General features: G+C 58.4%; 18 protein-coding genes. 15 read left to right on the top strand and 3 right to left on the bottom strand.

The window, feature by feature from the left end:
• Positions 1–37: 37 nt before the first annotated feature.
• Together BLR63_RS13390 and gltA are read right to left on the bottom strand one after the other, a co-directional pair.
• Complete coding sequence (locus BLR63_RS13390) at positions 38–1,558, bottom strand: DUF2235 domain-containing protein (protein WP_010564999.1); 1,521 nt, start codon at positions 1,556–1,558, stop codon at positions 38–40.
• Between the two features lie 283 nt (positions 1,559–1,841).
• Complete coding sequence (gltA, locus tag BLR63_RS13385; protein ID WP_010564998.1) at positions 1,842–3,131, bottom strand: citrate synthase; 1,290 nt, start codon at positions 3,129–3,131, stop codon at positions 1,842–1,844.
• Positions 3,132–3,495: 364 nt separating this feature from the next.
• Here gltA and sdhC point away from each other — a divergent pair, with 364 nt between their 5' ends.
• From sdhC to BLR63_RS13330, 11 genes are all read left to right on the top strand, one after another.
• Entirely contained in the window at positions 3,496–3,870 is a 375-nt protein-coding gene (sdhC, locus tag BLR63_RS13380; protein WP_010564997.1) for a succinate dehydrogenase, cytochrome b556 subunit, read from the top strand.
• Positions 3,864–4,232 carry a succinate dehydrogenase, hydrophobic membrane anchor protein gene (sdhD, locus tag BLR63_RS13375; RefSeq protein WP_010564996.1) on the top strand — a complete coding sequence of 123 codons (369 nt, stop codon included), beginning with the start codon at positions 3,864–3,866 and terminating at the stop codon, positions 4,230–4,232. Before sdhC ends, sdhD begins: the two co-directional genes overlap by 7 nt.
• A 3-nt stretch (positions 4,233–4,235) precedes the next feature.
• Positions 4,236–6,008 (top strand): succinate dehydrogenase flavoprotein subunit, encoded by a 1,773-nt coding sequence (gene sdhA / locus BLR63_RS13370; RefSeq protein WP_010564995.1) that lies wholly within the window; start codon positions 4,236–4,238, stop codon positions 6,006–6,008.
• 11 nt (positions 6,009–6,019) lie between these two features.
• Positions 6,020–6,724, top strand: a complete 705-nt coding sequence (locus BLR63_RS13365) for a succinate dehydrogenase iron-sulfur subunit (RefSeq protein ID WP_010564994.1) — start codon at positions 6,020–6,022, stop codon at positions 6,722–6,724.
• 260 nt (positions 6,725–6,984) lie between these two features.
• Complete coding sequence (locus BLR63_RS13360; RefSeq protein WP_010564993.1) at positions 6,985–9,816, top strand: 2-oxoglutarate dehydrogenase E1 component; 2,832 nt, start codon at positions 6,985–6,987, stop codon at positions 9,814–9,816.
• Positions 9,817–9,860: 44 nt separating this feature from the next.
• A complete protein-coding gene (gene odhB, locus BLR63_RS13355; RefSeq protein WP_010564992.1) occupies positions 9,861–11,147 on the top strand; it encodes a 2-oxoglutarate dehydrogenase complex dihydrolipoyllysine-residue succinyltransferase in 1,287 nt (428 codons plus the stop codon).
• 101 nt (positions 11,148–11,248) lie between these two features.
• Positions 11,249–12,685, top strand: a complete 1,437-nt coding sequence (gene lpdA, locus BLR63_RS13350; protein WP_010564991.1) for a dihydrolipoyl dehydrogenase — start codon at positions 11,249–11,251, stop codon at positions 12,683–12,685.
• A 204-nt stretch (positions 12,686–12,889) separates the two neighbouring features.
• Positions 12,890–14,056 carry an ADP-forming succinate--CoA ligase subunit beta gene (gene sucC, locus BLR63_RS13345; protein WP_010564990.1) on the top strand — a complete coding sequence of 389 codons (1,167 nt, stop codon included), beginning with the start codon at positions 12,890–12,892 and terminating at the stop codon, positions 14,054–14,056.
• Positions 14,056–14,937, top strand: coding sequence for a succinate--CoA ligase subunit alpha (gene sucD, locus BLR63_RS13340; protein WP_003172813.1), 882 nt, complete (start codon positions 14,056–14,058; stop codon positions 14,935–14,937). Before sucC ends, sucD begins: the two co-directional genes overlap by 1 nt.
• A 406-nt stretch (positions 14,938–15,343) precedes the next feature.
• Complete coding sequence (gene brnQ, locus BLR63_RS13335; RefSeq protein ID WP_010564989.1) at positions 15,344–16,657, top strand: branched-chain amino acid transport system II carrier protein; 1,314 nt, start codon at positions 15,344–15,346, stop codon at positions 16,655–16,657.
• A 147-nt stretch (positions 16,658–16,804) separates the two neighbouring features.
• Positions 16,805–17,542, top strand: a complete 738-nt coding sequence (locus tag BLR63_RS13330) for a DUF599 domain-containing protein (RefSeq protein WP_010564988.1) — start codon at positions 16,805–16,807, stop codon at positions 17,540–17,542.
• 104 nt (positions 17,543–17,646) lie between these two features.
• On the opposite strand, the gene BLR63_RS13325 is transcribed toward BLR63_RS13330, so the two are convergent.
• Entirely contained in the window at positions 17,647–17,898 is a 252-nt protein-coding gene (locus tag BLR63_RS13325; protein WP_010211724.1) for a hypothetical protein, read from the bottom strand.
• A 158-nt stretch (positions 17,899–18,056) separates the two neighbouring features.
• Between BLR63_RS13325 and BLR63_RS13320 the strand changes: the two genes are divergently transcribed.
• The 4 genes from BLR63_RS13320 (at position 18,057) to BLR63_RS13305 (ending at position 21,863) form a co-directional block, all read left to right on the top strand.
• On the top strand, positions 18,057–18,533 hold the full coding sequence (locus tag BLR63_RS13320; RefSeq protein WP_010564987.1) for a PaaI family thioesterase: 477 nt from the start codon (positions 18,057–18,059) through the stop codon (positions 18,531–18,533).
• Entirely contained in the window at positions 18,530–18,982 is a 453-nt protein-coding gene (locus BLR63_RS13315) for a PaaI family thioesterase (RefSeq protein ID WP_042946825.1), read from the top strand. Before BLR63_RS13320 ends, BLR63_RS13315 begins: the two co-directional genes overlap by 4 nt.
• An 89-nt stretch (positions 18,983–19,071) precedes the next feature.
• The gene (gene htpG / locus BLR63_RS13310) at positions 19,072–20,976 is read left to right on the top strand and encodes a molecular chaperone HtpG (RefSeq protein WP_010564985.1); all 1,905 of its coding nucleotides are present in this window, start codon (positions 19,072–19,074) and stop codon (positions 20,974–20,976) included.
• Positions 20,977–21,134: 158 nt separating this feature from the next.
• Complete coding sequence (locus tag BLR63_RS13305; RefSeq protein ID WP_010564984.1) at positions 21,135–21,863, top strand: dienelactone hydrolase family protein; 729 nt, start codon at positions 21,135–21,137, stop codon at positions 21,861–21,863.
• Positions 21,864–21,915: the final 52 nt, after the last annotated feature.

Below are 21,915 nucleotides of genomic sequence, written 5' to 3'. Positions count from 1 at the left end.
ATAAAGCGCGTGCGGTGGGCTGCTAATCGGCAATGGATCACTGAATCGTCAGTGCCACATGTCCTTTGTTGTTCTCATAGCAATTCCACGCGTCGTTGGCATAGGCATAGAAATAACCCGAGCGCTTCGGTGTATAGGTGCAACCGTGGCCGATGAGGAAGGTTTCCGGTTTCAGTAATATGCCTTTGGCATCGACGCCATCGCTGTTGGCAATGGCCCCGATGAGACTGAACCAGGGATGATTTTCATGGCGGCGGGTGAAGTAAAAGTTTGCGTTGCTGTTGTTGAAGAGCTTGCCATACCAGGTTTCCAGCTTGCCCAGCGCTGTGCCGGCCAGGTAGGCCAGTTCGCCGGGTTGAAAATGGTTGTCCACGGGGCCGTCGGGGTTGCAAACGATCGATGCGTCCAGCCATTCACCGCTGGCACTGAAGGTATAAGAGGTGCCGGCGTTGAGCCAGAGACCGGTTTCATTCCACGGCAGGCGTGCGGAAATATCCAGTACCAGCGGCATGGATGGCGTCAGCAAGCGCGCTTTGCGGTAGGGCGACTGGGTAATGGGCGGTGTTTTCTGGCGGGCCAGGGCTGAGCTGTGGAACAGTGTCGGTTGTCCGGTCATATCGGCCACGCTGCGCGGCTGAGTCGGCAGCACGTTGAATATTCCATCACACGAATCGTGCATGGTGTCGTAGAGGTCTGGTTTGACCTGTTTGACGATGTCGGCGTTGAAACTCAGGCCGGTTGCGCTCGCCTCGTCAATCATCCACTTAAGCGCACCATCGGCCAGGCCACAGTTCTGGTAGCCGCCGCCGACATCCGAATGTACGCCGGGAAACCAGATTTGTTTGAGCACGGTGTTTTCCGGTGGCTCGCTCCACAGCGTCGGCTGGAACGAGGCGCGGTGCTCATCCATCGCGAGTGCGTGGCGAGCGTGCTTGACTGACGGGTGCAGGCTGGTGTCGTGGAAGGTATAGCGTTCGCGATTGTCGAGCAGGTTGAGCAGGGCCATGTCGTCGGGGATGCCCAGCGCGCCGACAGTGTCCCAGACGCCAATGAAATGAATGGGGATCGACTCGCCCGCTTTGTTGTGGAACTCCCAGCCTTGAGCGCTCCAGTCTTCCCGTTGTTCGGTTTTACGGCGGTAGCCTTGGGTGAGCAGGGTCTGAATTCGCGACCATACCTCTTTGGGAGGGAGGTCGGTGATGCGCAGCAGGCCGCAACGGCCGATGAATCCGCCAAGGCTGCGCACCGTGTACGCTCCGCGGCTGAAGCCGAACAGATAGATGGCATCGCCGGGCTGGTAGCAATAGCAGAGCTTCTGGTAGGCGCTCATGATGTTGTTATCAAGACCGGCCCCGGTGCCGCCGCCGACGGCCTTATCCCACCAGCCGCCATTGGTGCCGACACCGGGGTGATAGTACCTGGTTTGCTCGAGGCCCTGGTTGTCGACGTCGGCTACGGCGTTGTACAGCCGCACCACATTGGTGGGTGCGGGGGCGCCCTTATCGAGTTGGTCGGGGGTGTTCCAAGTGCCGTCGCAGCAAATCACTAGATTGGCCATGGCAAATCCTTGTTCCCGGTATGCAGGAATCAGTTCAAGGGGCCCGACGACGGCTTTGGCGGCATGTTGCGAGTGTGCCCTGGCACATTGGTCGGAAGGGGCGCGCTGACTACGCAGGTGCAGCGGTAGACAGGATTCAAGATCAGCCCCGCAGGTGCGTCAAGCGGCGGCAGCGAAAATTGAGCAGCGCCGATAGGCTTGCCGCCGCAGTGCGTGCCATTGTTCCTAAACGAATAAGGCCTCCAGAGGAGGCCTTATTCAGTGCAGCTAAGCGGCTGATAGCTTACTTGCGATCTTCCAGCTTGGTGATGTCACGCGACGGATAGCCGGTGTACAGCTGGCGTGGACGGCCAATCTTGTACGGGCTGGAAAGCATTTCTTTCCAGTGGGAGATCCAGCCCACGGTCCGCGCCAGGGCGAAGATCACGGTGAACATGCTGGTTGGAATGCCGATCGCCTTGAGGATGATCCCCGAGTAGAAGTCGACGTTCGGGTACAGCGAGCGTTCGATGAAGTACGGGTCGGTCAGGGCGATCTCTTCCAGGCGCATGGCCAGTTCGAGTTGCGGATCGTTCTGGATGCCCAGTTCCTTCAACACTTCGTCACAGGTTTTCTTCATGACGGTGGCGCGTGGGTCACGGTTTTTGTAAACGCGGTGACCGAAGCCCATCAGCTTGAACGGATCGTTCTTGTCCTTGGCCTTGGCGATGTATTTGTCGATGTTCGAGACATCGCCGATTTCATCGAGCATGGTCAATACGGCTTCGTTCGCACCGCCGTGGGCAGGGCCCCACAGTGCGGCGATACCGGCGGCGATACAGGCAAACGGGTTGGCGCCCGAAGAACCGGCCAGGCGTACGGTGGACGTCGAGGCATTCTGTTCGTGGTCGGCGTGGAGGATGAAGATCCGGTCCATTGCCTTGGCCAGTACCGGGCTGATCGGTTTGATCTCGCACGGTGTGTTGAACATCATGTGCAGGAAGTTTTCCGCGTACGTCAGGTCGTTGCGCGGGTACATCATGGGTTGGCCCATGGAGTACTTGTAAACCATTGCGGCCAGGGTCGGCATCTTGGCAACCAGGCGGATCGCGGAAATTTCGCGATGCTGCGGGTTATTGATGTCGAGAGAGTCGTGATAGAAGGCCGACAGGGCGCCGACCACGCCGCACATGACGGCCATCGGGTGGGCGTCGCGACGGAAGCCGTTGAAGAAAGTCTTCAACTGCTCGTGAACCATGGTGTGGTTCTTCACGGTGCTGACGAACTCAGCTTTTTGCGCGGCTGTTGGCAGTTCGCCATTGAGCAGCAGGTAGCAGGTTTCCAGGTAGTCCGATTTCTCAGCCAGTTGCTCGATCGGGTAGCCCCGGTGCAACAGAATGCCATTGTCGCCGTCGATATAGGTGATCTTCGACTCGCAAGATGCAGTCGACATGAAGCCTGGGTCGAAAGTGAAACGGCCCGTGGCCGTCAGGCCCCGTACGTCGATAACATCAGGACCAACGGTGCCGGTTAAAATGGGCAGCTCGACGGGGGCTGCGCCCTCGATGATCAACTGCGCTTTTTTGTCAGCCATGTGGCCTCCTATTTATGCTTCAAATCATCAGACAGACCCCCCACGCAGGGCCCGCACCACTATAGTGAGATAAATTCAGATGTCAATTTGCCTAAAGTCTTGCTCCAGAGGGCTTTAACTGGACTTTTTTCTCGAAATTTGCCGCCATTTACGCCTTTTATTGCGTCAGCGCAATCCGCTATTAGCGTGAGGTGCGCGCGTTGTCATTAGTAACCTAACTGTCTATACTCGGCCACCGACCGCCAAGGGCTTTTGGGCTTGCTTTCATTGGGGGTCGCACTCCCTGGGTGGTGCTTACCTGACCAGTTCACTCCCCAACAACTTTGCCCTGATTGTTAGGGGCTCTTCAGTGTGAAAAAAAGCCGTGAATAGCCAACGACCTGTAAACCTAGACCTAAGGACCATCAAACTCCCCATCACCGGCGTTACGTCGTTCCTGCACCGTGTTTCCGGCATCATCCTCTTCCTGGGCTTGGGCATCATGCTTTATGCATTGAGCAAATCCCTGGGTTCCGAGGAAGGTTATGCCGAGGTGAAGGCATGCTTGACCAGTCCGCTGGCCAAGTTCGTAGCATGGGGTCTCTTGTCCGCTCTGCTGTATCACTTGGTAGCCGGCGTGCGCCACTTGATCATGGATATGGGCATCGGTGAGACGCTGGAAGGCGGCCGCCTGGGCTCGAAAATCGTCATCGCCATTTCCGTGGTGCTGATCGTTCTGGCAGGAGTTTGGATATGGTAACCAGCGTAACGAATCTGTCGCGTTCTGGCCTCTATGACTGGATGGCACAACGTGTGTCTGCGGTCGTTCTCGCGGCTTATTTCATTTTCCTGATCGGATACCTCGTCGCAAACCCGGGTATCGGCTATGAGCAATGGCATGGCCTGTTCTCCCACAATGCGATGCGAATCTTCAGTCTGCTGGCCCTTGTAGCCCTGGGCGCTCACGCTTGGGTCGGCATGTGGACCATCTCGACCGACTACCTGACGCCGATGGCGCTGGGCAAGTCCGCGACAGCAGTCCGTTTTCTCTTCCAGGCAGTATGCGGCGTCGTGATGTTCGCTTATTTCGTCTGGGGTGTGCAGATTCTTTGGGGTATCTGATTCATGGCTAACATTCCAACTATTTCATTCGACGCCATCATTATTGGTGGCGGCGGTGCGGGCATGCGCGCTGCGCTGCAGCTGGCTCAGGGCGGTCACAAGACTGCCGTGATCACCAAGGTGTTCCCGACACGCTCCCACACCGTATCGGCCCAGGGTGGCATCACCTGCGCCATCGCGTCCGCCGACCCGAACGACGATTGGCGCTGGCACATGTACGATACCGTCAAGGGTTCCGACTACATCGGTGACCAGGACGCTATCGAGTACATGTGTCAGGAAGGCCCGGCTGCGGTGTTCGAACTGGACCACATGGGTCTGCCGTTCTCCCGTACCGAGCAAGGCCGTATCTACCAGCGTCCATTCGGCGGTCAGTCGAAGGATTACGGTAAGGGTGGCCAGGCTGCCCGTACCTGCGCTGCGTCCGACCGTACCGGTCACGCGCTGCTGCACACCCTTTATCAGGGCAACCTGAAAGCCGGCACCACGTTCCTCAACGAGTACTATGCGGTTGACCTGGTAAAAAACCAGGACGGCGCTTTCGTTGGCGTGATCGCCATCTGCATCGAAACCGGTGAAACCTCCTACATCCGCGCCAAGGCTACCGTGCTGGCGACCGGCGGTGCAGGTCGTATCTACGCGTCGACCACCAACGCCCTGATCAACACCGGTGACGGCGTTGGCATGGCGCTGCGTGCTGGCGTGCCGGTGCAAGACATCGAAATGTGGCAGTTCCACCCGACCGGTATCGCCGGCGCCGGTGTACTGGTTACCGAAGGTTGCCGTGGTGAAGGTGGTTACCTGATCAACAAGCACGGCGAGCGTTTCATGGAGCGTTATGCTCCGAACGCGAAAGACCTGGCTGGCCGTGACGTAGTTGCCCGTTCGATGGTGAAAGAAATCATCGCCGGCAACGGCTGTGGCCCGAACGGCGACCACGTGTTGCTCAAGCTCGATCACCTGGGCGAGGAAGTGCTGCACAGCCGCCTGCCAGGTATCTGCGAACTGTCCAAGACCTTTGCTCACGTTGACCCGGTGGTTGCTCCGGTTCCGGTTGTTCCGACTTGCCACTATATGATGGGCGGCGTGCCGACCAACATTCACGGCCAGGCGATCACTCAGAACGCCGAAGGCGTGGACGAGATCATCCATGGTCTGTTCGCGGTAGGCGAAGTGGCCTGCGTATCGGTACACGGTGCCAACCGTCTGGGCGGTAACTCGCTGCTCGACCTGGTGGTATTCGGTCGCGCCGCCGGCCTGCACCTGGAAAAAGCACTGACCGACGGCATCGAATACGATGACGCCACCGACGCCAATATCCAGGCCGCCCTGGCGCGTCTGAATGCGCTGAACGAGCGTACCGATGGCGAAGACGTGGCAACCCTGCGTCGCGAGCTGCAAAGCTGCATGCAGAACTACTTCGGTGTGTTCCGTACCGGCGAATACATGCAGAAGGGTATTGCCCAGTTGGCCGACCTGCGCAAGCGTATCGCCAACGTCAAGATCAACGATAAGAGCCAGGCGTTCAACACCGCTCGTATCGAAGCCCTTGAGCTGCAAAACCTGCTGGAAGTGGCTGAAGCGACTGCGATTGCCGCCGAGGTTCGTAAAGAGTCCCGTGGTGCTCACGCTCGTGAAGACTACGAAGACCGTGACGATGAAAACTGGCTGTGCCACACCCTCTACTTCCCGGGTGAAAAGCGCGTCTCCAAGCGTGCCGTTAACTTCTCGCCGAAGACGGTTCCGATGTTTGAACCGAAAATTCGGACTTACTAAGGGTGGCTGCCATGTTGAAAGTCAGTGTGTATCGCTACAACCCTGATCGGGACGCTGCGCCGTTCATGCAGGATTTCCAGGTCGATACCGGTGGTAAAGACTTGATGGTGCTGGATGTGCTCGCCCTGATCAAAGAGCAGGACGAAGGGTTCTCCTATCGTCGCTCTTGCCGTGAAGGTGTATGCGGCTCCGACGGCATGAACATCAACGGCAAAAACGGCCTGGCGTGCATCACGCCGCTGTCCGCCGTGGTGAAAGGCAACAAGCTGATCATTCGTCCTCTGCCAGGGTTGCCGGTTATCCGTGACCTGGTCGTCGATATGAGCATCTTCTACAAGCAATACGAGAAGGTTAAGCCGTTCCTGCAGAACGATACGCCGGCTCCGGCCATCGAGCGTCTGCAGTCCCCAGAAGAACGTGAAAAGCTCGACGGTCTGTACGAGTGCATCCTGTGCGCTTGCTGCTCGACTTCCTGCCCGTCCTTCTGGTGGAACCCGGACAAGTTCCTGGGCCCAGCTGCCCTGCTGCAAGCATATCGCTTCCTGGCAGACAGCCGTGACACCAAGACATCCGAGCGTCTGGCTTCGCTGGATGACCCGTTCAGCGTATTCCGCTGCCGCGGGATCATGAACTGCGTCAACGTATGTCCCAAAGGCCTGAACCCGACTAAGGCCATTGGTCACATCCGTAACATGTTGCTGCAAAGCGGCGTGTAACCGACGTTGTAACAAAGCAGGACCGTTGTGCCCGTAAATGCTACGGCGCAGGCTTCAACCGGCGCCGTGGTTTTAACCTGAGCAGCGACTTACAAAGCCGCGGCTCTTATTTTGAAGAAATGAGACAAGCAGGGGCATTCGGGTTGGTACCCGAACTATCAGCGTGATCCTAGTGGCTTGTTTTGGTCGCTGCACTTGGCCTTTTGCAAGCAGACTCGGTGTTTTCGCCGGTGGTGTCCCCAAATTGAGGGTGACCAAGCATGCAAGAAAGCGTGATGCAGCGCATGTGGAACAGCGGCTATCTATCAGGTGGTAACGCTGCCTATGTGGAAGAGCTTTATGAGCTCTACCTGCACGACCCTAACGCTGTGCCAGAAGAATGGCGCACCAAATTTCAGACGTTGTCTTCAGACGGCAACGCTGCCACCGATGTATCGCACGCAACAATTCGCGATCAGTTCGTGCTGCTGGCAAAGAACCAGCGCCGCGCCCAACCGGTTTCCGCCGGCAGCGTGAGCAGTGAGCACGAGAAGAAGCAAGTTGAAGTACTGCGATTGATCCAGGCCTACCGAATGCGCGGCCACCAGGCGGCCCAGCTCGACCCGCTGGGGCTCTGGAAGCGTCCTGCACCAGCAGACCTGTCGATCAATCATTACGGCTTGACCAATGCCGATCTTGATACGACCTTCCGTGCCGGCGACCTGTTCATCGGCAAAGAGGAGGCGAGCCTACGCGAAATCCACGAAGCGTTGCAGCAGACATATTGCCGCACCATTGGCGCTGAGTTCACGCACATCACCGACTCCGAACAACGTCACTGGTTCCAGCATCGCCTGGAAGGTGTGCGTGGCCGTCCGGTGCTGTCCGCCGATGTGCGCAGCCACCTGCTTGAGCGCGTGACCGCGGCCGAAGGCCTCGAGAAATACCTCGGCACCAAATACCCAGGCACCAAGCGTTTCGGCCTGGAAGGCGGCGAAAGCCTGATTCCGATGCTCGATGAGCTGATCCAGCGTTCCGGCTCCTACGGCACCAAGGAAATCGTGATCGGCATGGCCCACCGTGGTCGCCTGAACGTGTTGGTCAATACCTTCGGCAAGAACCCGCGCGATCTGTTCGACGAGTTCGAAGGCAAGAAGAAAGTCGAGCTGGGTTCCGGTGACGTTAAGTATCACCAGGGCTTCTCGTCCAACGTGATGACCACCGGCGGCGAAGTCCACCTGGCCATGGCATTCAACCCATCCCACCTGGAAATCGTTTCTCCAGTGGTCGAGGGTTCGGTGCGTGCTCGCCAGGATCGTCGTAACGACACCACCGGTGAAAAGGTTCTGCCGATTTCCATCCACGGTGACGCGGCATTCGCCGGTCAAGGCGTGGTCCTGGAAACCTTCCAGATGTCGCAGACTCGCGGCTTCAAGACTGGCGGTACCGTTCACATCGTCATCAACAACCAAGTGGGCTTCACCATCAGCAACCCGTTGGACGCGCGCTCCACAGAGTACGCCACCGACGTTGCCAAGATGATCCAGGCGCCGATCCTCCATGTGAATGGCGATGATCCGGAAGCCGTACTGTTCGTGACCCAACTGGCCATCGACTACCGCATGCAGTTCAAGCGTGATGTGGTGATCGACCTGGTCTGCTACCGCCGTCGCGGTCACAACGAAGCGGACGAGCCAAGCGGCACCCAGCCGCTGATGTACCAGCAAATCACCAAGCAGCGCACCACCCGTGAGCTGTATGCCGAAAGCCTGACCAAGGCCGGTGTGATTGACGATGCGCGCGTTCAGGCGAAAGTCGACGAATACCGCAACGCGCTGGATAACGGCCTGCATGTAGTGAAGAGCCTGGTCAAAGAGCCGAACAAAGAGCTGTTCGTGGACTGGCGTCCGTATCTGGGCCACGCCTGGACCGCGCGTCACGACACTTCGTTCGATCTGAAGACCCTGCAGGAACTGTCTGCCAAGCTGCTGGAAATTCCAGAAGGCTTCGTGGTACAGCGCCAGGTCTCGAAGATCTACGAAGACCGTCAGAAGATGCAAGCCGGCGGCCTGCCGATCAACTGGGGTTACGCTGAAACCATGGCGTACGCGACCCTGGCGTTCGAAGGTCACCCGATCCGCATGACCGGCCAGGACATCGGCCGTGGTACGTTCTCGCACCGTCACGCGGTTCTGCACAACCAGAAAGACGCAAGCACCTACATCCCGTTGCAACACCTGTACGACGGCCAGCCACGTTTCGACCTGTACGATTCGTTCCTGTCCGAAGAAGCCGTACTGGCGTTCGAATACGGTTACTCGACCACCACGCCTAACGCGCTGGTGATCTGGGAAGCCCAGTTCGGCGACTTCGCCAACGGTGCCCAGGTGGTGATCGACCAGTTCATCACCAGCGGCGAGCACAAGTGGGGCCGCCTGTGCGGTTTGACTATGCTGTTGCCGCACGGTTATGAAGGTCAGGGTCCGGAGCACTCCTCGGCCCGTCTGGAGCGTTACCTGCAGCTGTGCGCCGAGCACAACATCCAGGTGTGCGTGCCGACTACCCCGGCCCAGATCTACCACTTGCTGCGTCGCCAGGTAATCCGCCCTCTGCGCAAGCCGCTGGTAGTGCTGACGCCGAAATCGCTGTTGCGTCATAAATTGGCCATCTCGACCCTGGAAGATCTGGCGGACGGCTCGTTCCAGACCGTGATTCCAGAAATCGACACCCTGGACGCGGCCAAGGTCACTCGCCTGATCCTGTGCAGCGGCAAGGTTTACTACGACTTGCTGGAAAAACGCCGTGCCGAAGGCCGCGAAGACATCGCCATCGTGCGTATCGAGCAGCTTTATCCGTTCCCGGAAGACGACCTGATGGAGGCCATCGCGCCTTACACCAACCTCACCAATGTGGTGTGGTGTCAGGAAGAACCGATGAACCAGGGCGCGTGGTACAGCAGTCAGCATCATCTGCGTCGCAGTATCGGTAACCACAACAAGGCCTTGGGCCTGGAGTACGCCGGTCGTGATGCGTCTGCGGCACCTGCGTGTGGTTATGCGTCGATGCACGCCGAGCAGCAGGAAAAACTGCTGAAAGATGCTTTCACTGTCTAACGCCTTTGCGCTGACTGAAACCGAATTTTAAGGACACACAGATAATGGCTATCGAAATCAAAGCCCCGTCATTCCCGGAATCGGTTGCCGATGGCACCGTTGCCACCTGGCACAAGAAACCAGGTGAGGCCGTCAAGCGTGACGACCTGATCGTCGACATCGAGACTGACAAAGTCGTGCTGGAAGTGTTGGCCGAAGCTGACGGCGTGCTGGGCGCAATCATCGCCGAAGAAGGCGCGACCGTTCTGTCGAACCAGGTACTGGGTTCGATCGAAGAGGGCAGCGCTGCTGCTCCTGCTCCTGCCGCCGCCGCTGCTGCACCGGCTGTTGCTGCTTCGGCCCCTGCTGCTGCCCCGGCCGCTGGCGCTGCTGCACCGGCTGTTGCTGCTTCGGCCCCTGCTGCTGCCCCGGCCGCTGGCGCTGAAGATCCAATCGCCGCACCGGCTGCACGTCAGCTGGCCGAAGAAAACGGCATCAACCTGGCTTCCCTCAAAGGCACCGGCAAAGACGGCCGCGTGACCAAGGAAGACGTGGTTGCTGCTGTTGAAGCGAAGAAAAACGCACCCGCTGCCGCACCGGCCAAGGCTGCTGCCCCGGCTGCCGCTGCACCTGTGTTCGCTGCTGGCGACCGCACCGAGAAGCGCGTACCGATGACTCGCGTGCGTGCCACCGTGGCCAAGCGCCTGGTTGAAGCACAGTCGAACATGGCGATGCTGACCACTTTCAACGAAGTCGACATGACCGAAGTCATGGCACTGCGTTCGAAGTACAAGGACCTGTTCGAGAAGTCCCACAACGGCGTGCGCCTGGGCTTCATGTCGTTCTTCGTGAAAGCGGCCACCGAAGCGCTGAAACGCTTCCCGGCAGTCAACGCTTCCATCGACGGCGGCGACATCGTTTACCACGGCTATGCAGACATCGGTGTTGCCGTGTCCAGCGACCGTGGCCTGGTGGTTCCGGTTCTGCGTAACGCCGAACTGATGAGCCTGGCCGAAATCGAAGGCGGCATTGCCGGCTTCGGTAAGAAAGCCCGCGACGGTAAGCTGACCATCGACGAGATGACCGGTGGTACCTTCACCATCACCAACGGTGGTACCTTCGGTTCGATGATGTCGACCCCGATCGTCAACCCACCACAAGCCGCGATCCTGGGCATGCACAACATCATCCAGCGTCCGATGGCCATCAACGGCCAAGTCGTGATCCGCCCAATGATGTACCTGGCACTGTCTTACGATCACCGCCTGATCGATGGTAAAGAAGCCGTGACTTTCCTGGTGACCATCAAGAACCTGCTGGAAGACCCGGCTCGTCTGCTGCTGGATATCTGATAGAAGCAGCTGCAGGCCTCAAGTGACAGGCTGCCGGATATGGCAGTCGGGCTTGGGGCTTGTGGCTTGAAAGCTTGCTGCTAAATAGAGGAACTATTTTCATGTCGCAGAAATTTGACGTTGTAGTGATTGGTGCAGGTCCTGGTGGCTATGTTGCCGCCATCAAGGCCGCACAACTGGGCCTCTCGACTGCTTGCATCGAAAAATACACCGACAAGGAAGGCAAACTGGCGCTTGGCGGTACCTGCCTGAACGTAGGCTGCATTCCTTCCAAGGCGCTGCTGGACAGTTCCTGGAAATTCCACGAAGCCCAAGACGGCTTTGCGATTCACGGCATCCACCATGCTGGCGTGACCATGGACGTACCAGCAATGGTCGGCCGTAAAGCCAACATTGTTAAGGGCCTGACTTCCGGCGTTGCCACCCTGTTCAAGGCCAATGGCGTCACTTCCCTGCAAGGCCACGGCAAACTGCTGGCCGGCAAGAAAGTCGAAATCACCAAGCCGGACGGTTCGGTTGAAGTCATCGAAGCTGAAAACGTGATCCTGGCCCCAGGTTCGCGTCCAATCGACATTCCACCGGCTCCGGTTGACCAGAAGGTCATCGTTGATTCGACCGGCGCCCTGGAATTCCAGGCAGTGCCTAAGCGTCTGGGCGTGATCGGCGCTGGCGTGATCGGCCTGGAACTGGGTTCCGTCTGGTCCCGCCTGGGTGCCAAAGTGACTGTGCTGGAAGCCCTGGATACGTTCCTGCTGGCTGCCGACACCGCGGTGTCCAAAGAAGCCTACAAAACCCTGACCAAACAAGGTCTGGACATCAAGCTGGGCGCTCGCGTGACCGGCTCGAAGGTCAATGGCGAAGAAGTAGTCGTGACCTACACCGACAAGGATGGCGAACAGACCATCACTTTCGACAAGCTGATCGTAGCCGTGGGTCGCCGTCCAGTGACCACCGACCTGCTGGCGGCTGACAGCGGTGTGAACATCGATGAGCGTGGTTTCATCCACGTCGACGATCACTGCGCTACCACCGTTCCAGGCGTCTACGCCATTGGTGATGTGGTTCGCGGCATGATGCTGGCGCACAAGGCTTCCGAAGAAGGCATCATGGTTGTCGAGCGCATCAAGGGCCATAAAACCCAGATGAACTACGACCTGATCCCATCGGTTATCTACACCCACCCGGAAATCGCATGGGTAGGCAAGAACGAACAGCAGTTGAAAGCTGAAGGCGTTGAAGTTAACGTCGGCACCTTCCCGTTTGCTGCTTCTGGCCGTGCCATGGCAGCCAACGACACCGGTGGTTTCGTCAAAGTCATCGCTGATGCCAAGACTGACCGCGTATTGGGCGTCCACGTGATTGGCCCAGGCGCAGCAGAACTGGTTCAGCAGGGTGCGATCGGTATGGAGTTCGGCACCAGTGCCGAGGACATCGGCATGATGGTCTTCTCCCATCCGACCCTGTCCGAAGCGCTGCATGAAGCCGCGCTGGCAGTGAATGGCCACGCCATCCACATCGCCAATAAGAAGAAGCGCTAAAAGAGATAATAAGAAACCACGGCGGCTGCCCGTCGTGAGCCTTGCGCGCAAGACTCACCGCGGAATGTCCGCTGGACGCAGTCTTGCGCAGCTTGACCGGGCTTCAAAGTCCGGCGGGTTGCGCAAGCAGCAGTCACAGGTGGCGCGGCACTCATAATGAGCGCAGCGCCGAATGCGCAGTACCTAACGAAGACGGTAAAAAGCATGAATCTTCACGAGTATCAGGGTAAGCAGCTGTTCGCTGAATACGGCCTGCCAGTTTCCACTGGTTATGCAGTAGACACCCCGGAAGCAGCAGCAGAAGCTTGCGACAAAATCGGCGGCACTGAATGGGTTGTCAAAGCCCAGGTTCACGCCGGTGGTCGCGGTAAAGCGGGCGGCGTTAAGCTGGTTCGCAGCAAAGAGGACGCCAAGGCCTTCGCACAGCAGTGGCTGGGCAAGCGTCTGGTGACTTACCAGACTGATGCCAATGGTCAGCCAGTCACCAAAATCCTGGTTGAATCGTGCACTGATATCGCTAAAGAGCTGTACCTGGGCGCTGTCGTTGACCGTTCGAGCCGTCGCATCGTGTTCATGGCTTCCACCGAAGGTGGCGTGGACATTGAAAAGATCGCTCACGAAACCCCAGAAAAAATTCTGAAAGCCACTATCGATCCACTGGTTGGCGCTCAGCCGTTCCAGGGTCGCGAGCTGGCTTTCCAGTTGGGCCTGGAAGGCAAGCAAGTTGCCCAGTTCGCCAAGATCTTCGTTGGTCTGGCCAAACTGTTCCAGGATCACGATCTGGCCCTGCTGGAAGTGAACCCGCTGGTGATCAAGGCTGATGGCGATCTGCACTGCCTCGACGCCAAGATCAACATCGACGCCAACGCCATGTACCGTCAGCCTAAGCTGAAGACTTTCCACGATCCGTCGCAAGACGATCCGCGCGAAGCGCACGCTGCCAAGTTCGAACTGAACTACGTAGCCCTGGAAGGTAACATCGGCTGCATGGTCAACGGTGCCGGCCTGGCCATGGGTACCATGGACATCGTCAACCTGCATGGCGGCAAACCAGCCAACTTCCTCGACGTGGGCGGTGGTGCTACCAAAGAACGCGTGACCGAAGCGTTCAAGATCATCCTGTCCGACTCCAACGTCGCTGCAGTACTGGTCAACATCTTCGGCGGCATCGTTCGTTGCGACATGATTGCCGAAGGCATCATCGGTGCAGTGAAAGAAGTCGGCGTTAAAATCCCGGTTGTTGTTCGCCTTGAAGGTAACAACGCTGAACTGGGCGCTAAAGTACTGGCAGAAAGCGGTTTGAACATCATCGCGGCTACCAGCCTGACCGACGCTGCTCAACAAGTTGTCAAAGCTGCGGAGGGCAAATAATGAGCGTCCTGATCAATAAAGACACCAAAGTTATCTGCCAGGGTATTACCGGTTCGCAAGGTAGTTTCCACACCCAGCAAGCCATCGAATACGGCACCAAGATGGTTGGCGGCGTAACACCGGGCAAAGGCGGCACCGAGCACCTGGGCCTGCCCGTGTTCAACACCGTCAAGGACGCAGTCGCTGCCACTGGCGCAACCGCCAGCGTGATCTACGTTCCTGCTCCTTTCTGCAAAGACTCGATCCTGGAAGCGGCATTCGGCGGCATCAAGCTGATCGTGTGCATCACCGAAGGCATTCCTACCCTGGATATGCTGGACGCTAAAGTTAAGTGCGACGAGCTGGGCGTTGTCCTGATCGGCCCTAACTGCCCTGGCGTGATCACTCCAGGCGAATGCAAGATCGGCATCATGCCAGGTCACATTCACTTGCCAGGTAAAGTCGGTATCGTTTCCCGTTCCGGCACCCTGACCTACGAAGCTGTGAAGCAGACCACTGACGCCGGTTTCGGTCAGTCGACTTGCGTCGGCATCGGCGGTGACCCGATCCCAGGCTCCAACTTCATCGACATCCTGAAGTTGTTCCAGGAAGACCCGAAGACCGAAGCGATCGTCATGATCGGTGAGATCGGCGGTTCGGCTGAAGAAGAAGCCGCTGCCTACATCAAGGCCCACGTGACCAAGCCGGTTGTTTCCTACATCGCAGGTGTGACTGCCCCAGCGGGCAAGCGCATGGGCCATGCTGGCGCAATCATCTCTGGCGGCAAAGGCACTGCAGACGAGAAATTCGCTGCACTGCAAGACGCAGGCGTCAAAACCGTGCGTTCGCTGGCAGACATCGGCAAGGCCCTGGCCGAGCTGACTGGTTGGGCTGTCAAGTAAGCCTCGTGCTTAGCTGACGCTTCACCAACACAAAGGCCACCTTCGGGTGGCCTTTGTGCATTCTGGCGGAAAATATTCCTCTGTAGGCGTCGTCTTGCCAGCTATGCAGCCTTCGACGTACCGCTGCTCTCAAGGCCGTTATCGCTGGGGAGCAGGGCTCCTACAGGGATTACTTACAATATTGGATACGAAAACGCGACACGGATATGTCGCTTATCGGACAGTTTGCCCCGCAACAGTGCGTTTATCGGGCTAATTCTGTACCCTAGCCGCCTCTTTATGCGTCCGCCTCCCAAAAGGAAGCTGCGCGCTAGACCGCTCGGTCCCCACAAGGGCCGGCAGTAGTTCCCTCATCCACAGGGAATCCCTCTCTAAATTCCGATTCAGTAGTGTGGTATTTCCTCAAATGAAAGTGTTGAAAAGCCAGGATATCCTGGCGTTGGGCTTCATGACCTTTGCCCTGTTCGTGGGCGCCGGCAACATCATTTTTCCGCCTATCGTTGGTTTGCAGTCCGGACCGAATGTCTGGATGGCGGCGTTGGGCTTCCTGATCACGGCGGTCGGTCTGCCGGTGGTCACGGTGATTGCGCTGGCCAAGGTCGGCGGCGGTATGGACGCGTTGAGCAGCCCGATCGGCAAGATCGCCGGTGGCCTGCTCGCGGCGGCGGCGTATCTGGCGGTAGGGCCGCTGTTCGCCACTCCGCGGACGGCGACCGTGTCCTTTGAAGTGGGCCTGGCGCCGTTGACCGGTGAAAGCCCGCTGGCGTTGTTCCTCTACAGTTCGGTGTATTTCCTGGTGGTGTTCTTCGTCTCCCTGTATCCAGGTCGGCTGCTGGACACCGTGGGGCGTTTCCTCGCGCCGCTGAAGATCGTCGCGCTGTCCATCCTCGGCATCGCCGCGTTTGCCCTGCCGGCTGGTGAGGTGGGCGTCGCCACCCCGGAATATGTGGCTGCACCGTTCTCCCACGGCTTTATCAATGGCTACCTGACCATGGATACCCTGGGCGCGCTGGTGTTTGGCATCGTCATCGTCAATGCCATTCGCTCCCGTGGCGTCGAATCGCCCAAGTTGATCACCCGTTACGCGATCATCGCCGGGCTGATTGCCGGCGTGGGCCTGGCCCTCGTGTATATCAGCCTGTTCCGCCTCGGTTCGGGCAGCCATGCCGTGGCAGCCGGTGCCGGAAACGGCGCAGTGGTGCTGCATGCCTACGTGCAACACACCTTCGGCTCCCTGGGCAGCGGCTTTCTTGCGGTGCTGATCTCCCTGGCATGCCTGGTCACCGCGGTGGGCCTCACCTGCGCCTGCGCCGAGTACTTCAGCCGCATCCTGCCGCTGTCCTACAAGACCCTGGTGGTGATCCTGGCGCTGTTCTCGCTGTTTGTGTCGAACCTGGGCCTGACCAAGCTGATTGCGTTCTCGATCCCGGTGCTTACCGCGATCTACCCGCCGTGCATCGTGCTGGTGGCCCTGAGCTTCTGCAAAGACTTCTGGCAGGAGCAGACGCGCATTGTCGGCCCGGTCATGCTGGTGTCGTTTATCGTTGGTTGCATCGATGCGCTCAAGAGCGCTGGCGAGGCTGATCGGTTGCCCCGGCAGTTGGCGAACCTGCCATTGAGCGACCAAGGCCTGGCCTGGCTGGTGCCGGCGGTGATGATTCTGGTGGTGGCCATTGTGGTTGACCGCATGCTGGGTAAACGCAGCGAAGCCATCGCCTGACACTCAGGCTTCGCGTTGTACTGAAATGCCCCGTATCGATTGATGCGGGGCATTTTTTATGGGCCATGGGCAGTGTCTTTTTCTATGGGCTAACGTCGAAAGAGTTGCCAGCCTCTTTAAGTCGAAACCCCGTGTATAAGGACCCGCATGTCGTTCATCGAAACCAATCAGATCCACTTGCTTGCCGCTCTCTGGTTCGTCCTGTGCTGGGGCGGCTACACCCGTTACGCCACCTGGAAGGCCCGCGACACCGCCTGCCTGGCTAGCGTGCTGCACTTGTATCGTGAAGACTGGATGCGCCGCATGCTGCTGCGGGACAACCGCATCGCCGATGCCAGCGTGATCGGCAATCTGGAGCGCAACGCCTCGTTTTTCGCTTCCAGTACCCTGATTATCCTCGCCGGTATTCTCACCGTGCTGGGCGCTTCCGAACGTGCGGTGTCGTTGCTGGCGGACATTCCTATGGTTCAACAAGCCTCCCAGGGCATGTCGGAGATCAAGTTGCTGTGCCTGGCGCTGGTGTTCGTCTACGCCTTTTTCACCTTCAGTTGGTGCATGCGCCAGTACAACTTCGCTGCGGTACTGGTCGGGTCGGCGCCAATGATCGGTGAGCGGCATGTGTCGGAACAGGAGCGTAAGGCGTTTGCTCTGCGCGCGGCACGGGTGATCTCCATGGCCGCCAACCAGTTCAACTTCGGCCTGCGCTCTTATTACTTCGGCATGACCATGCTGGCGTGGTTTGTCAGCCCCTGGTTGTTCATGTTGATGAGCAGCGGGGTGGTGTTCGTACTGTACCGCCGGGAGTTTCATTCCGACGTACTGCAAGTGATGGTGTATACCCAGACTGATACGCCGCTGCCGGAGGCGGTCAAAGAGGCGGCTTAGTCCGAACCTGGGTATTAGCGCGGTGATTTAAAACAGTAGACAAAGTAAAGCCCGCTGTTTAAGCGGGCTTACTTTTTGCTACGAAGCTAATTCAAGCCGCGGTCTCAAGAACCGGTGGCTGGGGTAGCAGGTGCTGCTTCTTTTGCGGCCGCTTCGTTCGATTCAGCCTGAGCTTTGGCAGCATCGGCGTTTTCTTTCGCAGCGTCGTTCACTTTATCCTGTGCTTTGGCCATATCTTTTTGAGCTTGCTCAGAGTGCGCGGCGGCGTCTTGGGCTTTGTCTTCGGATTTCTTATCGCAGGCAGCGAGACCGAGGGCAGCGGCCAACATCATGGAAATAGCTAAAGTCTTGCGCATGGGGTGTTTCTCCTTAGTGAAGATATCTACTGGCCTTTCGAGCGTGGGTGTTCGGCATTAGTTCCTTTTATTCCATAGATATATAAATAGCGGGCGTGAAGGAACTTTCGCTTGCTCCGCCTATTCGGCAAATAAACACTAATAAGAGTCTGCGACGAATGACCGAAAATCCCTTGTTAGCGCGCGCGACGCGCTTCGTATCGGCCCTGCGTCATTGCCAGGTGTTGGGTATTGCCGCTCATTATGCTGACGAGGAGGGCATCACCCTCGTCATGCCCTATGCCTCCCATCTGGTCGGTGACCCCAGCACCGGTGTGATTCATGGCGGCGCGTTGACCTCTTTGATGGACACCGCCTGCGGCATGGCGACCTTGTGTGTGCTGCCGGAGTTCGAGGTGTGCCCGACCCTTGACCTGCGAGTCGACTACATGCATCCCGCCGAACCGCACAAACCTGTCTATGGGTTTGCCCAATGCTATCGGGTCACCACCGACGTGATTTTCACCCGTGGTTTCGCCTATCAGGATGACCGACAGCAGCCTATCGCCCATGTCGTGGGCACGTTCATGCGTATGGGCAAACGTCTCAAGGGCACGCAAGGGCTGGGTGAGACGATCAAGGGAGGGCAGGCCTGATGCACCGATTCAAGACCCGACTGGAGCAGGCCCATGAACGCGGCAACTATGGGGCGCTGCTCGACCTGATTCCCTACGCCAAGTTGATCGGCATCGAATGCACCCGGCAGGGTGATGAGTTGCTGTTTCGCCTGCCGGCCAATAAAGACAATATTGGTAACCCCATATTGCCGGCGCTCCACGGCGGGGTCATTGCCGGCTTCATGGAACTGTCCGCGGCGTTGCACTTGCTGGTCTTCACCGGCGCGCCCGGCGTCCCGAAGATCATCGATTTCTCCCTGGATTACTTGCGTGCCGGGCAGTTTCGAGACACCTACGCCACATGCCGGGTGTGGCGCCAGGGGCGCCGGGTGGCGAATGTGGCGATCACCGCCTGGCAAAGCACCTCGACCGAGCCCATCGCCACCGCCCGTGCCCATTTCAAGATCGAGGAAGTGCCCCGCCCTTGAAATCCTGGTCTTAGCCCCCAACTTTGATGACAACCCGCCGCCAACCCTCTAGGGCGCGGCCACTGCCATCCAATTGGAGTTTGATGACCATGAGTGTGGAAACTCAAAAGGAAACCCTGGGCTTCCAGACCGAGGTGAAGCAACTGCTGCACCTCATGATCCATTCGCTGTATTCCAACAAGGAAATTTTCCTTCGCGAATTGATCTCGAACGCCTCTGACGCTGTCGACAAATTACGTTTCGAAGCCCTGTCCAAGCCTGAGTTGCTGGAAGGCGGCGCGGAACTGAAAATCCGTGTGAGCTTCGACAAGGACGCCAAGACCGTCACCCTCGAAGACAACGGTATCGGCATGAGCCGCGAAGAGGCGGTGACCCACCTGGGCACCATCGCCAAATCCGGTACTGCCGATTTCATGAAGAACCTTTCTGGCGACCAGAAGAAAGATTCGCACCTGATCGGCCAGTTCGGCGTGGGCTTCTACTCGGCCTTTATCGTCGCCGACAAAGTTGAAGTGTTCAGCCGCCGTGCCGGCCTGGACGCCAGCGAAGGCGTGCACTGGGCATCCAAAGGCGAAGGCGAATTCGAGATCGCCACCATCGACAAGGCGGACCGTGGTACCCGTATCGTCCTGCACCTGAAAGCCGGTGAAGACGAGTTCGCCGATGGCTGGCGCCTGCGCAACATCATCAAGAAGTACTCCGACCACATCGCCCTGCCGATCGAGCTGCCGAAAGAGCAGGCAGCCGCCGAAGGCGAAGAGAAGCCTGCGCTGGAATGGGAAACCGTCAACCGCGCCAGTGCCCTGTGGACCCGTCCGCGTACCGAGATCAAGGACGAGGAATACCAGGAGTTCTACAAGCACATCGGTCACGACTATGAAAACCCGCTGAGCTGGAGCCACAACAAGGTCGAAGGCAAGCTCGAATACAGCTCGCTGCTCTACGTACCGGCCCGCGCGCCGTTCGACCTGTACCAGCGTGAAGCGCCAAAGGGCCTGAAGCTCTACGTGCAGCGCGTGTTCGTGATGGACCAGGCGGAATCCTTCCTGCCGCTGTACCTGCGCTTCATCAAGGGCGTGGTCGACTCCAACGACCTGTCGCTGAACGTGTCGCGGGAAATCCTGCAGAAAGACCCGATCATCGACTCCATGAAGTCGGCGCTGACCAAGCGTGTCCTCGATATGCTGGAAAAACTGGCGAAGAACGAGCCGGAGAAATACCAAGGCTTCTGGAAAAACTTCGGCCAGGTCATGAAAGAAGGCCCGGCGGAAGACTTCGCCAACAAGGAGAAAATCGCCGGCCTGCTGCGCTTCGCATCCACCCAGGGTGACGACGGCGAGCAGGTGGTAGGCCTGGCCGAGTACTTGGCACGCGCCAAGGAAGGTCAAGACAAGATCTACTACCTGACCGGTGAAACCTACGCTCAGGTCAAGAACAGCCCGCACCTGGAAGTCTTCCGCAAGAAAGGCATCGAAGTGCTGCTGTTGACCGACCGTATCGACGAGTGGCTGATGAGCTACCTCAACGAGTTCGACGGCAAATCCTTCGTCGACGTGGCCCGTGGTGACCTGGATCTGGGCAACCTGGACTCCGAAGAAGAGAAGAAAGAAGCCGAAGAGGTCGCCAAGGCCAAAGAAGGCCTGGTTGAGCGGATCAAGGCGTCCCTGGGCGATGCGGTCAGCGAAGTGCGGGTTTCCCACCGTCTGACCGACTCGCCGGCGATCCTGGCCATTGGCGAGCAGGACCTGGGCATGCAGATGCGCCAGATCCTCGAAGCCAGCGGTCAGAAGGTGCCGGACTCCAAGCCGATCTTCGAATTCAACCCGGCTCACCCGCTGATCGAGAAACTCGACAGCGAGCAGAGCGAAGAGCGTTTTGGCGACCTGTCGCACATCCTCTTCGACCAGGCGGCCCTGGCCGCTGGCGATAGCTTGAAGGACCCGGCCGCCTACGTGCGCCGACTGAACAAGCTGTTGGTTGAACTGTCGGTTTGACACCGATGTAGAAAAACCCGCTTCGGCGGGTTTTTTCGTTGTAGGAGCGAGCTTGCTCGCGAGAAACTTGAGAACGTCGCGTTCTATCCGGGCTACCCGCGTTCTCATTGACATTATTCGCGAGCAGGCTCCCACAAAACCCTCAACTGGAGTAAATGATGAGCCAAGTCACTGTGCGTTCCGTGGTCTATCAGATTGATGGTCAGTCTTATGAAAGCCGCCTTGCATTCGATGCCAGCCACAAAGGCCCGCTGCCGGGCTTGCTGATGGCGCCGAACTGGATGGGGGTGAGTGCGGGGGCCGAAGAGATCGCCAAGAGTGTCGCCAGCAAGGGCTACGTGGTGCTGATCGCCGATCTTTATGGGCAAACCGTGCGACCGTCGAACAACGATGAAGCCGGTGCGGCGATGATGCCGTTGAAGAACGATCGCCCGTTGTTGACCAAGCGTATGAAGGCAGCCTTCGAGCAGTTGCAAGCTCAGACCGAAGCGGCAGTCGACACATCGAAGCTGGCGACCTTTGGTTTCTGCTTTGGCGGTTGCTGCTCCCTGGAGCTGGCCCGTACCGGCGTGCCGGTCAAGGCGGCCATCTCGTTCCACGGCACCCTCGACACGCCGAACCCGGCCGACGCGAAGAACATCAAGGGTTCCGTCCTGGTGCTGCACGGTGCTTCCGATCCGCTGGTGCCGAAAGAGCAACTGCCAGCGTTCGAAGCAGAAATGAACGCGGCCGGGGTGGATTGGCAACTGCTCAGCTATGGCGGTGCGGTGCATTCCTTCACCGACCCCCACGCGAATGTGCCGGGCATGATGATGTACGACGCGAAGACCGCTGCGCGGGCGTTCCAGTCGATGCATAACCTGTTGGATGAAGTGTTCAGGGGCTGATTTTTCAGCGCCTGTTCCGACCTTTTCGCGAGCAAGCCCACACATTCGTGTG

Origin of the sequence: Pseudomonas extremaustralis, assembly GCF_900102035.1 — a bacterium.
Lineage (GTDB): Bacteria > Pseudomonadota > Gammaproteobacteria > Pseudomonadales > Pseudomonadaceae > Aquipseudomonas > Aquipseudomonas extremaustralis.
Note: the sequence above shows the minus strand (reverse complement) of the source record. Positions and strands in the feature narration are given on the sequence as shown.

Bases quoted from the DNA above. Each gene is read 5' to 3' on its own strand.
- BLR63_RS13390 (WP_010564999.1), bottom strand. From the start codon at position 1,558: ATGGCCAATCTAGTGATTTGCTGCGACGGCACTTGGAACACCCCCGAC.
- gltA (WP_010564998.1), bottom strand. From the start codon at position 3,131: ATGGCTGACAAAAAAGCGCAGTTGATCATCGAGGGCGCAGCCCCCGTC.
- sdhD (WP_010564996.1), top strand. From the start codon at position 3,864: ATGGTAACCAGCGTAACGAATCTGTCGCGTTCTGGCCTCTATGACTGG.
- sdhA (WP_010564995.1), top strand. From the start codon at position 4,236: ATGGCTAACATTCCAACTATTTCATTCGACGCCATCATTATTGGTGGC.
- BLR63_RS13365 (WP_010564994.1), top strand. From the start codon at position 6,020: ATGTTGAAAGTCAGTGTGTATCGCTACAACCCTGATCGGGACGCTGCG.
- BLR63_RS13360 (WP_010564993.1), top strand. From the start codon at position 6,985: ATGCAAGAAAGCGTGATGCAGCGCATGTGGAACAGCGGCTATCTATCA.
- odhB (WP_010564992.1), top strand. From the start codon at position 9,861: ATGGCTATCGAAATCAAAGCCCCGTCATTCCCGGAATCGGTTGCCGAT.
- lpdA (WP_010564991.1), top strand. From the start codon at position 11,249: ATGTCGCAGAAATTTGACGTTGTAGTGATTGGTGCAGGTCCTGGTGGC.
- sucC (WP_010564990.1), top strand. From the start codon at position 12,890: ATGAATCTTCACGAGTATCAGGGTAAGCAGCTGTTCGCTGAATACGGC.
- sucD (WP_003172813.1), top strand. From the start codon at position 14,056: ATGAGCGTCCTGATCAATAAAGACACCAAAGTTATCTGCCAGGGTATT.
- brnQ (WP_010564989.1), top strand. From the start codon at position 15,344: ATGAAAGTGTTGAAAAGCCAGGATATCCTGGCGTTGGGCTTCATGACC.
- BLR63_RS13330 (WP_010564988.1), top strand. From the start codon at position 16,805: ATGTCGTTCATCGAAACCAATCAGATCCACTTGCTTGCCGCTCTCTGG.
- BLR63_RS13325 (WP_010211724.1), bottom strand. From the start codon at position 17,898: ATGCGCAAGACTTTAGCTATTTCCATGATGTTGGCCGCTGCCCTCGGT.
- BLR63_RS13320 (WP_010564987.1), top strand. From the start codon at position 18,057: ATGACCGAAAATCCCTTGTTAGCGCGCGCGACGCGCTTCGTATCGGCC.
- htpG (WP_010564985.1), top strand. From the start codon at position 19,072: ATGAGTGTGGAAACTCAAAAGGAAACCCTGGGCTTCCAGACCGAGGTG.
- BLR63_RS13305 (WP_010564984.1), top strand. From the start codon at position 21,135: ATGAGCCAAGTCACTGTGCGTTCCGTGGTCTATCAGATTGATGGTCAG.